The sequence below is a fragment of the Stieleria neptunia genome (assembly GCF_007754155.1).
Classification (GTDB): domain Bacteria; phylum Planctomycetota; class Planctomycetia; order Pirellulales; family Pirellulaceae; genus Stieleria; species Stieleria neptunia.
The window spans coordinates 2704207-2717433 of sequence record NZ_CP037423.1; the positions used below are offsets into that span (position 1 = coordinate 2704207).

General features: G+C 59.0%; 11 protein-coding genes. 8 read left to right on the forward strand and 3 right to left on the reverse strand.

All coding sequences use genetic code 11. From position 1 onward, the window contains the following. Positions 1-431 precede the first annotated feature (431 nt). The gene (locus Enr13x_RS09420) at positions 432-1679 is read left to right on the forward strand and encodes a hypothetical protein (protein WP_145385811.1); all 1248 of its coding nucleotides are present in this window, start codon (positions 432-434) and stop codon (positions 1677-1679) included. Here Enr13x_RS09420 and Enr13x_RS09425 read toward each other — a convergent pair. The 3 genes from Enr13x_RS09425 to Enr13x_RS09435 all read right to left on the reverse strand — a co-directional run bounded on the left by Enr13x_RS09425 (position 1672) and on the right by Enr13x_RS09435 (position 6995). Continuing rightward, entirely contained in the window at positions 1672-3888 is a 2217-nt protein-coding gene (locus tag Enr13x_RS09425; protein WP_145385813.1) for a site-2 protease family protein, read from the reverse strand. The genes Enr13x_RS09420 and Enr13x_RS09425 overlap by 8 nt on opposite strands. 171 nt (positions 3889-4059) lie before the next feature. Further along, positions 4060-4992, reverse strand: coding sequence for an efflux RND transporter periplasmic adaptor subunit (locus tag Enr13x_RS09430; RefSeq protein ID WP_145385815.1), 933 nt, complete (start codon positions 4990-4992; stop codon positions 4060-4062). Beyond that, entirely contained in the window at positions 4977-6995 is a 2019-nt protein-coding gene (locus tag Enr13x_RS09435) for an HlyD family secretion protein (RefSeq protein WP_197455896.1), read from the reverse strand. The genes Enr13x_RS09430 and Enr13x_RS09435 overlap by 16 nt, the downstream gene beginning before the upstream one ends. Positions 6996-7186: 191 nt before the next feature. On the opposite strand from Enr13x_RS09435, the gene Enr13x_RS09440 reads away from it, so the two are divergent. The 7 genes from Enr13x_RS09440 to Enr13x_RS09470 all read left to right on the forward strand — a co-directional run bounded on the left by Enr13x_RS09440 (position 7187) and on the right by Enr13x_RS09470 (position 13215). Continuing rightward, on the forward strand, positions 7187-9274 hold the full coding sequence (locus tag Enr13x_RS09440; RefSeq protein WP_197455897.1) for a TolC family protein: 2088 nt from the start codon (positions 7187-7189) through the stop codon (positions 9272-9274). 232 nt (positions 9275-9506) lie between these two features. Further along, positions 9507-10202, forward strand: a complete 696-nt coding sequence (locus Enr13x_RS09445; protein WP_145385821.1) for a hypothetical protein — start codon at positions 9507-9509, stop codon at positions 10200-10202. A 384-nt stretch (positions 10203-10586) separates the two neighbouring features. Continuing rightward, entirely contained in the window at positions 10587-11054 is a 468-nt protein-coding gene (locus Enr13x_RS09450) for a GNAT family acetyltransferase (protein WP_231744182.1), read from the forward strand. Positions 11055-11257: 203 nt separating this feature from the next. Then, entirely contained in the window at positions 11258-11482 is a 225-nt protein-coding gene (locus Enr13x_RS09455; protein WP_145385823.1) for a hypothetical protein, read from the forward strand. A gap of 114 nt (positions 11483-11596) precedes the next feature. After that, positions 11597-12109 (forward strand): hypothetical protein, encoded by a 513-nt coding sequence (locus Enr13x_RS09460; RefSeq protein WP_047816153.1) that lies wholly within the window; start codon positions 11597-11599, stop codon positions 12107-12109. 112 nt (positions 12110-12221) lie between these two features. Further along, entirely contained in the window at positions 12222-12893 is a 672-nt protein-coding gene (locus Enr13x_RS09465) for a hypothetical protein (RefSeq protein ID WP_145385824.1), read from the forward strand. Between the two features lie 19 nt (positions 12894-12912). Then, a complete protein-coding gene (locus Enr13x_RS09470; protein ID WP_145385826.1) occupies positions 12913-13215 on the forward strand; it encodes a hypothetical protein in 303 nt (100 codons plus the stop codon). The last annotated feature ends 12 nt before the right edge of the window (positions 13216-13227 follow it).

The following is a 13227-nucleotide window of genomic DNA, read 5'->3' on the forward strand; positions in this document are numbered from 1 at the left end:
ACCCCGACAGACCAGCAAATGGTACGAAACGAACAGCCGAAAGAAGCGTTTTCTTACCGACGATTGACGCAACCTTCAAATTTTATCACAACGCCCCTGGATCATCCTCCGAAACGCCGAAAGATCCGCAACCATCCCGGTGTAATTTCGGAACAAACGGATCATATTCCCAGGCTTTGCGGAATCTCGATCCGCTTGCGTCACATTTCTGGTCAACTGATGGACTTGGTCGGGATGTAGCGGTCCTGCGTGTTCGTTCGCGCAACGTCAGAAACTGCAGTCCGATGTCCGTCGGCGACGAAGCCATCTCTTGCCTCAGGTACTCTGTCCTCCCACTCACAGCGACCGCCCTCGGCGGCCGTGAGATCTGAGCGGCTGATTGAACACACTGTGTCTCGAACTGTGCATCAACCCGTTGGGAAGTGACTGGCATGACCGATTCGGCAAACCGCTCGACGCGAGCGCTCCGCATTCAACGTCGAAACGCCCTTCAAACGATGTGTCGCAGCGGCGTGTCCACGCTGGCCAAACTCGCCTGTGCCGCGTCGATGATGACCGCCACGCATCTGGCCGCCGGGGACGCCGGCGTCGACGTCCCGGGCGTCGACGGCGCGGTACCGATCACCAGCGATCCGACCGCCACCCTCGTCCGACTCGCGCCCAGGATCTTGATCAGCAACCCCGCCGGGCAACCCCGTGACGCAGTCTTTAGCGGCAGGGCGCAAGCCCTCCGGTGTTGTGGTAATGATGAAGAACCGGAGGGCTCGCGCCCTGCCGCTAACACCTCGAGAAACACTTGGGGAAAGTGCTTCACAGCGTTGCCCGCCGGGAGCGACGCTTCTCCGCGGGACGCTGCCACGAATCAATCTCAACGTCCATCGGTCCAGCCGCTGACCGTTTCCCAAGTGACCTTTTCTCCGCTCCACCAGACCGGCCAAACACCGGGGCGGTCCGATCCCTCGACGCAGCAACCTCTGGAATCGCTGCCCTTTGAATCGCTGCCCTTTGAATCGCTGCCCCAACCGCCCGCCGGCAACACGGTCGAGGTGGAAGTCGAGGTGCCGGCATTGGTCCAGCCCGTGCCCTTGTCCCAACCGCCGGGACTGTTGCCGATGCGCCGTGAATCGGCCGCCGAGGCCGGCGAGCAGCGTGACGGCCAGCGCAACGACACATTCGACTCGTTTGACGCCCCACAGCCAGAATTGATCGAAAGCGACGTGTTGGAGTTGGGGGACCGTCAGTTCGGTGGCGACGTCATCCGGCGGGAACCTGTAGCCGGTCCGACACCATCGACGGGGGCTTGGCTGGACATTCGTCCCCGAGGCCTCGGCGCGTCGTCGCAGCAACTCGTCGCCGACGGTGATCTTCCCGGCGATACCAGTGGCCTGGCCCGACACGATCCCGTTCCGCATCTGACCATGCTGCATCGGTCTGATTTGACCATGCGAGACTTTTGGGCGGGGGCTTCGTTTTGCCACCAGCCGTTGTACTTTGAGGACAACCGATTGGAACGCTACGGCGCGATCCGCGGTCCGCTCAAGCGTGTGCCGGCGGTCCACTCGGGGATTCACTTCGCATGGAAAGCCGGTGTCTTGCCGTTGTCCGCGGCCATCGATCCGCCCTGCAGTTCCGTTCGCAGCGGCTACCACACGCCACCGCTAAAACGGTTGATCAGATGACCGGTTTGAAGGTGCGTGAAAGGACACGGAACACACGTCGGCTGAGCGGTTGCGATGGAACCGAAATCTTTGCGCGACCGCGGGCGCCGATCAGCAACGGCACCTCGGTCGGATCCAGTTTGACGTGTGCCTTGTACGACGTCGTCTCCGGTCGCAGCACACCGGCCTGGTCGACACGGCTGGAAAGTTGTTGATCCACCGCCAATTCCGACGGGACACTTTTGACGTTCACTCGTGAAATCTCTGTCACCGTGCCGCCGATGACTTCACCGCCGGCGATGTCCAGCAACAGCTTCACCCGCTGATCCCGGCGAACAAATTGCAAGTCCGATTGGTCGATGTAGACCGCCGCTTCGAACGCGTCTTCCTGGCCGATCAGGCAATACAACGTCTTTCGCTCCAGCGTCATGCCCAAATTGCTCGGGTCCATCGGCGTGCCACTCCAACGCTCCAGTTCCAACTCACCCGGCGTCGTCGGCTGCAGCGTCGGCGGAGCCAGCACCGTGCCCTCGACCGGAGCGGTCAAGACCAACGCTTCTTCGTCCTTGCGCAACTGCGTCAACCTGCGTTGCAAGTCGCCCAGGATCTCGCGGGCGGCCGGCAATTGCGAGGCCAACGTCTCGTCGTCGCCACGCAGCGATTCCAAATGCTTGACCCGCAGCTGCTGATGGCGCAGCTGACCTTGCACGCTTTCCAGCTCTCGCCTGACCTCGATGTTTTCCAGCTGTGCCAGCGGCTCTCCCGCCGACACTCTCGTGCCGGCTTCAATCGATTGCGTCAACCGGCCCGGCACCGAGACATAAACGCGGCGCGCATCCAGGGGCTCGATCATCGTCGGCGCGACAATCCGGCACGGAAGCGGAACCCAAACGCAGGCGGCGACCAGCAAGGTCAACACACCGCCCGAGATCAACAATCGGCCCGGTTTGACTTTGCGACGTATCGAAGGGTTGGTCATGATTCGTGAGACCGCGGTCAAGGGAGTGGAAAGCAGACCGGCAACCAAAACGACGGCCAAGATCTGGGCGATCAAAATCAATCCGGCCGGTTTGCAAACCCGGTACACTATATAAACGATCGAAACCATCACCACCATTCGGTAAAGCATCGAAGCGATGGCATAGACCACCAACACGCCCTGGCGCCCCTGCACGGACACCGGTTTCCCGGGATCAATGCCGAGCAAGCCACGCCAGGCGAGACGCTGCACCACGCGCCTTGAATCCTGCCAAAGATTCGGCAAATCCAGCACATCGGACAAGATGTAGTAGCCGTCATAACGCAGCAGCGGATTTCCGTTCAGTAACACCGTTCCGATCGAACAGACAATCATCACGTTGAGACAAAGGGTGTTGAACAACCCCGGTTGGCTGGACAACCAAAGGATCGTACAAAGTGACGCCAAGACCACCTCGACGATGATCCCCGCCGCACTGATTGCAACCCGCTGCAGTCGACTGGACAGCTTCCATGCGTCGGTCACATTGCAATACAAACAAGGCGTGAACACGAGCAACATGACACCCAGTTCATGGCAGCGGGCGGCGTAGTGCTTGCACGTCAAAGCGTGACCGATTTCATGAATCAACTTGACCAACGCCATCGCAACGGCCAAGGCCAGCAGATTGCGCGGGCTCAACAACGCATTCATTTCCGGTAAACGCTGCGTCAGAGAACCCTCGTGCGTCACCAACAATGCCAACGCCGTGGCAACCAACAAGCCACACGCCGCACCACACCAAGGCGAGAAAACCCAACGCAGTTTCGGATACAACCGGTTCAGCAACCGCTCGGGATCAAACCCGCGGAATCGGATCGCCAGCGGATTGGCAAACGCATTCATCCGCGACGCTCGGCGCTGCTGGTCATGGCGTGTCCGCAACGGGTCGCCCTGACCCGGGGCATCGGACAGCACCAAGCCGCTGCGATGCAAATTGGCCACAAACCAGTGCAGCCGCTGGTTGGTCATCCGACGCGGGGCGAAACGTTGTTCAAATCTCTGCTTGATTTGCTCCAAACTTGAACGACCGTCCAGCCACTCCAGGATCGCGAACTCCTCGTCACGGAACTGAAAATAACGCAGCGAGAGCGGGTCCTTGATCACCCACACGTGATGTCCGCGTCGACGCTGTGGGTAGACTTCCAGGTCCGGCCGTTTGCGGAGCTTTAGACGCCCCGCCCCTGCCGATGATTCGCTGTCGGTCGACACTGCGCTCGACTCCCTTGGTGCTCTGTCCAGATTTGAAGTTAGGGTCGCGTTTGTCGAGCGGAAAAGGGGGCAGGTACCAAAAACCAAATGGCCCGACGGGTGCTTCGCATTTTTGGTACCTGACCCCTTTTCCGCGGCACCTTCAATCAAAACGTTGATGAGGCACCAGGATCAATCCGCGGTGATCGACATGTGGGCTCGATGTCCGGGTTGCAATCGTCCGTCGTGGTTGTCGATCTCGGCCCAGATCCGAACCTGGCCGTTGACCGGGTCGATCTCGCGGCTGACGAACACGATCGTTCCGGAGTAGGTCTGCGCGGGATCATGTTGGTCGTGCCTGACGACCTTGACCGGCAACCCTTTCAATGCTTCGGTGACCTGGCTCGCTTGGACAAATCCCTCGGCGCGCAATCGTTTGATGCTGACGATCCGAAAGATCTTTTCGCCGGGCGTCACCCACTCGCCCACGTGACGCAACACTTCGACCACCTCTCCGCTCTGCGGCGCCAAAATCCGCCGCACCTCGATGTTTCGCTTGGCCAGCGCCAAGGCGTTGGCCGTCAAGTCCTTTTTCGTTTTGGCGTTTTGAAGATCGCTGCGCGCTTTTTCAATTTCAAATTCCGCCTGCTCGGCTTCCAGTCGGGCTTTTTCCAATTCTGATTGAGACACACTTCGCGGCTGAGCGGCTTCGGCTCGGACCAGCCGATCAAAATGGGCCTTTGAATAGACCCGTTTCTTCAGGGCCGATCGAATCGCGACGTCGTTTTCCGCGTCACGCATCGCGATGTCCAATTCAAACGTCGCACGCTTGTAGTCCAACTGGGCTTCGGTGTCATCGATTTGCGCAAGCAGATCTCCCTTTTCGACCCGCTTGCCTTCCGATGTCTGGACCTCGACCAGCGAGCCGATCGCGCGGGCGGGCACGTCGACTTGATCGATCAACCGGATCAGCACCGAATCCACCTCGATCGTTTCGGCCGAGGCGACGACGGCCGTTGATGCGATCGCGATCGACCACAGGGCCAGGTGAAACATGCGGATCAGGTTTCCGTTCTTCATCCGTTCTTCCGGTTCGTTCTTCGGCAGGTTCAAAATAAAATCCATCCTCGGACCGTCTCATAGAGTTCATGCAGCCAGACGAAACCCAGGGACCGACGGCCGCAATCGAATTTCGCTTTGATCGTCGTTCCCGGCCGCAGCAACTCGGTCGCCTCGTTCGGAACCGAGACCAGGACTCGTGTCGAAGCCTGCTGTTGGTCCAACACTTCGGTGCGTCCGGCGATCTGTTTCACGGTGCCACGATACGTCGGCGAGCTGCCGGTCGCCAGCGTGAACGAGACGTCCAGGACGTCGCGCTCGATTCGCTGGGCCGAGATCACGTGGCCGACGCTGCGATCGGGGATCAACAACTCTAGCACCCAGGGACCGGACAGGTCGGCCACGCTGACCAATAATTGCCCTCGTTGGACCGGACGGTCGGCCAATAAATCCTCGGGATCCCAGGTCAGAATCCGCCCGCCGATCGGACTCCGCACCTCCAGGCTGTCGCGCTGCTTGCGGACCAACGCGATCTGGGTCTGCAGACTCGCCAATTGCTGCTTCAATTCTTGCTCTTCGGCAGCCAACTGACCCGGGATTCGCGCCGATGGCTTGTCAAACCCGGTTTGAACACGCGCCGACGCGATCGCCAACAATCGTTTCTCCGTCGTCTGGTACTCGCCCTGCAACCGTTCCAATTCAAGTTCCAGATCTCGGCTGCGAAGCACCACCAGGACCTGATCGGCGGCGACCGATTCATCATGGCCGCCACGCACCTCGACCACTTCACCATCCACGGGCGCATAAATGTTGCGCCGGATCAGCGGTTGCGCTTCCCCTTGGGCTGCCACGTAATGGGTCGCCGGAATCACCCGCAAGGCCACGATCGCCAGCACCACGGCCGCCGCGGCGATCACCAGTTTTCGCCGTTGTAAATTTCCATAACGGACCGTCCGACGCAGCCAACGGGCCAGCGACAGCAAGGGCAGCGATTGGTAGTCGATCGCGTTGCGGAGCGCGGAACTGCAAAGGTTGGCGATGCGGACGATTCGCGCTTCCGAAGCCGGGTCGATCGACGCGTCGAACTTTTCCAACACCAACATGCCGACCAGCGACTCCGCGGCATCGCCGGCGGCGTCCGACGGCGCCAACAACGGCACCACGTCGATCGATTGCGAGTGTGAATCGTCGGCAAACGCACACAGCGGTTGTTCCAATTGGGGCGGGAACTGATCGGTCGTCCCCCGGTATCGCAACCACTGTCGCGACGGTTCGACCGCTTTGGCCAGGTCTTCCATCGAACGCACCAGGTCCGAGCGGCGATCGAGGGTGTCGACACCGCTGGTCGCAATCGCGGTCAAACGACCACGAACGGGAACCAGCAAACTGGCCCGGTCACAGTCGATGAACCAACGCCCGTCGTTGACCAATTGATACGCCGTGTCCTGCAGGTCCAAGCTCGCATGGGCACGCTGGCACAACGCTTCATATTGACGCCATCGATCGACCGCCACTTGAAGCTCCTTCAACCGCTGACGCCGCAAACAGTCGCCCGCTAAATCGGCGACGATCGCCAGCAATCGTTCACTTCCCGTTCGAGCGGCGGGGCTGACCGAGTTGGACTGAACCACTTCGATGACACCGATCACGTCACGGTCGATTCGCAGCGGCGAACCGGTCCAATCGTATGCCTCGTGAAGGCCGTCCGGTCGTTGCCGAGGTCTCTGGGGCCGGTCGCCCGTCGCCATGGCGGGGGGGATCGCGGCCGATTGTTGCCGGCCGCTGTCGAGTACCGATCGCAAGAATCGCGTATGGCTCTCACTCGCGGTCAACGCCGCATCCGGCAGGCCCGCGTCAACCGTCGCCTGGCACAGCGACTGCAACCCTGCCTGCTCGTCCATCATCCATACGCCGCCGCCGGCGGCACCGAGCAGCTCGATGGTTCGGTCGAGTGCTTCGGCGGCGAAGGCGTGAAGTGAATCGGAAGTCTGGGAAAGCTCGGAAATCTCGGCAACAAACTGCTCGATCTCGCCCCACTCTTCGCCGCATTGTTCCGGGGAGGACGTCACGCTGTCTGCCAATTGAAATCGACCTTTGCGATAAACTAGGCGGTCTAGGCCGCCTGTTGCGAATGTATCAAAAAGAGTGCCTTTGTCGAAAACAGAATCTATTTCGACGCTCATCGTGCCGATCTACGACACGGGGCTACCATCGTACCACGGAACGATTCGCAAACGCTACGGAAAGAATTAGACCTCTGATGACGTCCAGGAGCATCACGAAACACAGCCTCTGCGCGATTGCCCTCTTGGCATTCGTCGGGTGTGCGAGCCGCGTTTCGGTGCCGCCGTCGGCGGTGTCGAGTATCTTGGCCGAGGTCACCATCGCGCAGCCGGATTTGAACGAAGTGGTGCAGGGCGACGCCCAGTTGGGTGCCAACACGCCATTTTCGATTCGCGAGAGTGCGTCGCCCGACGCGTCCACGCCCGAACCCTGGGATCTGACGATCGATCAGGCGGTTCAGATCGCGCTGGCAAACTCCACGGTGCTGCGTGACCTGGGTGCCCGCGTGATTCAAACACCGGGATTAACGCCGACCATTTATGGCCCGGCGATTCAGGCAACGGATCCGACCAGCGGTGTCGAAGCGGCGCTCAGCGAATTTGATGCGCAGATCAACGGCGACCTGTTCCACGAAGACAACGACCGGGTGCTCAACAACGAGTTCGCCGGAGGTGGTGAAAATTTCTACCAACAGGAACTCACGCGGCTGGAATCGAGCCTGAGTAAACAGACGGCCTCGGGGGCCCTGTTTACCCTGCGACATAACTTTGACGCCGACCTGAATAACTCCGATCGCAATCTGCTAGATGGCAGGGCGTGGAATTGGAACTTCGAAGGCGAGGTCCGACACCCGTTGCTGCAAGGACGGGGCGTCAACTTCAATCGAATCGCCGGCCCCAATGCCACGCCGGGCGTCTACAACGGCGTCGTCATCGCCCGGCTGAGTGCCGATGTGACGGTGGCCCAGCTTGAGATCGCGTTGCGGGACTACTTGAGTGACGTTGAAAACGCCTACTGGGACTTGCACTTCGCCTACGCGGATCTGAAAGTCAAGCAACAGGCCCGTGACCGCAGTCTCAATACCTACCTGTTACTCAAGGCGCGGCAAGGGCTTCCCGGGGCCGAAGACGACAAACTGGCTCAGGCCAAAGAACAATACTTTCGATTCGAGCAAGACGTTCAAAACTCGCTGGCCGGTCGTCTGGTCGTCGGCACCCGAACGTTCAACGGCAGCGGCGGCGGCACCTTTCAAGGCACCGGTGGCGTCTACGTCAATGAACGACGACTGCGGTTGATCATGGGCTTGCCGATCAACGACGGCCGACTGATCCATCCGTCCAGCCCGCCGACCGACGCGCCGGTCACCTATCATTGGAACGACCTTGTTTCCAACGCCTTGGCACGCCGCACCGAACTGCGACGCCAGCGATTGAACGTCGATCGACGACGCTACGAATTGACCGCCAGTCGTAACTTCTTGCTGCCGCGCCTGGATGCCGTCGGTCGCTACCGGTATCGCGCCCTGGGCGAAAGCCTGTTTGATCACAATATCTCGCCCGCCGGGACCGCGACCGGCACGGGCACGCACGAATGGTTGATGGGGCTTAGCCTTTCCTATCCGGTCGGTTTTCGGCAAGCCCATTCGGCGGTCCGCAACGCCCAATTGCGGTTGGCCCGTGAACGCGCCCTGCTGACCGAACTGGAGCGTCAGGTCGTGTATGGTTTGAGCAACGCGATGGCCGAAAGCGATCGCGCGTATGAGATTCTGCGGACGGCGCTCAATCGCGAAAACGCGGCGAAGGAGCAATACGAGATCCTGGCCGGGGAAGCCCAGGCGCCGGTGCGTCAATTCGATTTCAATGCCTTACTGGATTCCGAGCAGCGTTATGCCGAAGCGGCCGGCGATGCCAACCGCGCCCGAGTCCAATACGCCTTGGCGACGAAAAACCTGAACTTCGAAATGGGGACGTTGTTGGAATACTTCAACATTCACTTGACCGAAACGCAGTCGGCCGCCGCACGCATGACATCGCCCACGCCCGGCCGACAAATCGTTCGCTCCGTCGTTGACTTGGCCAAGGCTCCCTTCAGCGGCGACAAGCAACACAGCGAACCCACTCCGGCGAATCCGCAGTCCGGCGAAGTGATCGCGGTCGAAGAGTCGATTTTGGGTGAGAGTGAGATCAACGCGATCATCGAACGCGAGCTGGCCCACGAAGCATCCATCACCCGCGGCAACGACCTCGACGCCCCGATCGGATCGCCCTCCGATCACACGTTCTAGCCCAGCGTCCACCGAGGGCAGTCGATCATTCTGTCGCAGAATCAATCTGCCCTCTCTTCGGACCTGATTTTTTGCAGGCGGCTAAAAAATGTCCCCCGGTTAACAAAAACAACCCATGCAGGATCAGCAGCCCTTGCGTGTATGATGGTCGTTCCGGGCTGTCGCAAGACAGACGCCGTGTTTCTCCAACGATCCCCTCATCATCCCGCTCTCCTCTTCCACGGATCTGATCATGCTGAAAATACAATACGACCGATACGTTGCCGATGGTTTCGACGAGCTCGGAGCCTTCGTGATGGTGATCGACGGCTTTCCCGCGGAAGAGCGTTATGAGCCGACGATCGAGCTGCTGGAATCGCTCGGCTATCAACGCAGCACCGCCGTCGAGATCGGCGATGGCGAATACGCGATCAGCACGCCCACCGGCGAAGCCACCGAGAAGTCACTGCGTGTTTGCTTTGTCAAATTCAAAATCGGCGGCGATCTGTATCTGTACCAGCCTTTCAACCGAACCCTGTTGCGAGGCAAATCCTGCATCCCGCACCGGCCGGAGTCTGATTTTCGATTCGCCGATTGGTACCCGGTCAAGGGAAGTCCGGTCAAGGAACGCGCCGGCGCGATCGAAGAACAGTTGGCCGATGACTTCCCGAACGCTGCGCTGGCGGCGCAGTTCTTGCATGACCACGGATTCAAGCGATCCAACACCCACAAAAAGCTCGGCAAGAACACGTACTTCGTCGCCAGTCGGCACGGGGACGGCCAGCCGTCGGGCATCGTGTTTCGCGGCGAGCAGGAAATCTACTTTTTCGACTACTACGCCGACACCCGTTTCATCATGGGCCCCAGCGGCCTGATCAAAGACGAGCAGCCGACCGAGCGACAATTTCAGACGACGGCCTCGATCGCCGTGACGAACCTGTTCGGCTAAGCAACGCACGGAAAAAAGTGGGATAGGCTTCCAGCCTGTCGACGCTGGAATGACGCCCTGGGGAGCCTCTCCCACTCGCGAGATCCGCACGGATTTGCTCGCCACTTGCCGCACGCACGCGTGTCGGCATCCCCAACCGCCCCCAGCGGTCCGCGGGCGTGGCTTCCACGCCTCAATCCCCGTCTCCCGACACCCGGTCACGCGGAAAAAGATGCCTCAGACTCAAAAGGGCGATCGCCCTTCTTATCAACCACGAGTCAATTCGGGGGGCTCCCATTATCGGCAGTCCGACTGCTGATAAGATGCGTCAATCACGGCAGTCGAACTGCCAATAATTCTTCGTTCGCCGAACGACTTCCCTCAGTTGATAGAGAGCCATTCACGTTGTCCATTCTTGTACGACATTACGAGCCCAGCGATCGCGATGCCGTAATATCGCTATGGGATGACGTTTTCCCGGATTCAACCGGACACAATGAGCCTGCGACATCGATCCAACGCAAATACGACGCGGATGATGGCCTCTTCTTTGTAGCCGAGTTGGACGCGACCGTAATTGGAACGGTCATGGCGGGCTACGACGGACATCGGGGGTGGATCTACTCACTTGCGGTGACTCCGACGCAACAGCGACGCGGTATCGGCTCGACGCTGATTCGGCACGCGGAACAAGCACTTAGCAACCTTGACTGTCCCAAAATTAACCTTCAGGTCCGTTCACAAAACGACGAGGTCGTGGCCTTTTACGGTTCATTGGGATACGATACCGAGCAACGCATCAGCATGGGGAAACGCTTGGCATCCCACGCGAAAATCGGCGAACCAGACGATGCACGTGAGCCGCCGAGTTGAGTTTATTGAAGTGGTGAGTCGTTCGCGGCGGACACGTGATCGTTAACGTTCACGCTGCCGACCGGCGCCTGACGACAGCGCCCACTTCTTCTTTTGCGTCTTCTCGCGTTCTTTTGTGGCAATTGATTCGCCGTCGTTGGATCGTGACCCGAAGGTCGCCCACCGGATTTCATCGGACCTCCGTTTCCTAAGATTCGCATTTGATGTCACGGTTCGATAGATGCGCGGTCGACCAAGACAAACCGACGCCTGTCGATTCGAGTAGGAGTACGAGTACCGCGTTGCTGAGTACGAGTACGATCCAAGACAAACCGACGCCTGAAGTGCCGACTGCTGATTGTGAGACTCGATTTCCCACGACGATTCTGATCGAGTACATTGGAAAACAGCGACGCTGGCACGTGCCGTCGCCATGGCCGACCGCGTGAACCATTTGGTGCACTGCAGTCGGCGAGTTGAGTTTGTTTTCGAGTTCAGGTCCCTCGCGCCGACGCGGTGACCACCGCCGTTCCCCGGTAAAGTCTATTTGCATCGAACGCAACATGAAAACCCTCGACCTTTTGCGTGACCAGTGCCAGATCCAAGAGTACGTCTGGAATCGGCTGGACAACTATGAACCGGATTGGGATTGGGCGTTGGGTGATGCGGACCGAAAGGTGTCCCTCATTGCGACTGGCTTCTCTTTTGAGCAAAACGGATGGTTTTCTATGGTTCTCGACCGCCGGCCGCGCGCTCAGTCGGATGGTCAATGGCAATCATTGATTGGCCACAACTATCTGCCGATGCCGCACTGGAATCTTGATGACGACTACGAACTCGATGTGAAGCACTACGATCCAAAATGGAAGCCACCCAAGAATGGCTTTGATGATGAGTCCGCAGCCGAACTATTTGGCAATACAATTCGTGATGCGCTCGTTCACATTCGTGATCAAAATGGATTTGCATTCAACTTTTTAGCTCGTAACTGCGCTTTCTTTGTGGAGGAACACGAAGGCCGTTTCGGTTGGCCGGAATACAAGGAAACGCGTACTGCCGGTCGGTGCAGACCATAGCGGCGACGGGTAACCAGCGCGTGAACCGGAGCACGCGAGCTAGCCTTTTGGCATTGGAAAATCTTTCGCGCGTGCCCGGTTACGCGTACCGTTCTGCCGGTCGATGAAGCGCATGAAAAAAGCAGACATCAAACGCATGTTTAAGGCAATTGAGGACGACGACCAGCAAACACTGGACTCGCTTCTCAACACGAATGATGACGCGATTGAATCGCACGGTTTCCACAATCGGCTGGTTCGTGACAAGACTCCGCTGATGTATGCACTGCAGTGTTTCAATCTGAAGCTTGCCGGTCATCTGCTGGATCGCGGCGCAAATCCGTCCGCCGTGATGCCCGATGGTCCACGACATTCTGTGATTCAAATGTGCATTGCGCGCGCGTTCTGCAACAAGAGCACTCATGATGAATGGATTGCCTTCACGATACGTCTTCTCGACGCTGGCATCGATCCGAACGAAGGGCTGTGGCCATCACTGCACGGATATGGTGAACTCGTCCCCCGCGACGACCTGATTCGCATCATGCTTGAGCGAGGTGCCGACCCTGATCGACAGGTGGGCAACTCCGGGAATACGGTTCGTGAATTGGTCAAAATCAATTCGCGTCTGTACCCTTCCGCGATTCTGGAACTGTTTGGCGTCAATGCAGATGAAAATCCACCTGCATGGCCAACCAAGGCAGAGCAACGCCGTGAACCGGAGCGGCAAAGTCGGGCGGATTGCCGCTGGACACTCAATCGTCGCCGCCCGCTGGCGAACTCCGTTCCCCGATTTACCGACTAGAACACAACCGTGATGCGACATGCAATCCGAGCCTCTTAAGATCTATTGGCGCGATGCCCTCATCGGATTCGTCTTCACTCCTGAAGCTCATGACATACCATGGTGGTATGGCGTCTTTGAGCCGACCGAAACCGAATGCGAAGTTCGTGACCTGTTGCGCTGGTTCCACGAAGAGAACAAGAATGACGACCCCGATCTAACACTCGCTCCATTCCCAGAGCACTATTTCGAGGACTGGACGCTCGAACGCAGTGACGGCTCACGGACGGATATTTGCCCACCGATTCCCGATTTTGACGAAATGACGATCGAATGGCGGTGACCTGCCTGTTTA

Excerpts from the sequence above, each read along its gene's own strand:
- Enr13x_RS09470 (WP_145385826.1), top strand. The coding sequence starts at position 12,913 with ATGCAATCCGAGCCTCTTAAGATCTATTGGCGCGATGCCCTCATCGGA.
- Enr13x_RS09420 (WP_145385811.1), top strand. The coding sequence starts at position 432 with ATGACCGATTCGGCAAACCGCTCGACGCGAGCGCTCCGCATTCAACGT.
- Enr13x_RS09430 (WP_145385815.1), bottom strand. The coding sequence starts at position 4,992 with ATGGATTTTATTTTGAACCTGCCGAAGAACGAACCGGAAGAACGGATG.
- Enr13x_RS09465 (WP_145385824.1), top strand. The coding sequence starts at position 12,222 with ATGAAAAAAGCAGACATCAAACGCATGTTTAAGGCAATTGAGGACGAC.
- Enr13x_RS09440 (WP_197455897.1), top strand. The coding sequence starts at position 7,187 with ATGACGTCCAGGAGCATCACGAAACACAGCCTCTGCGCGATTGCCCTC.
- Enr13x_RS09455 (WP_145385823.1), top strand. The coding sequence starts at position 11,258 with ATGTCACGGTTCGATAGATGCGCGGTCGACCAAGACAAACCGACGCCT.
- Enr13x_RS09445 (WP_145385821.1), top strand. The coding sequence starts at position 9,507 with ATGCTGAAAATACAATACGACCGATACGTTGCCGATGGTTTCGACGAG.
- Enr13x_RS09460 (WP_047816153.1), top strand. The coding sequence starts at position 11,597 with ATGAAAACCCTCGACCTTTTGCGTGACCAGTGCCAGATCCAAGAGTAC.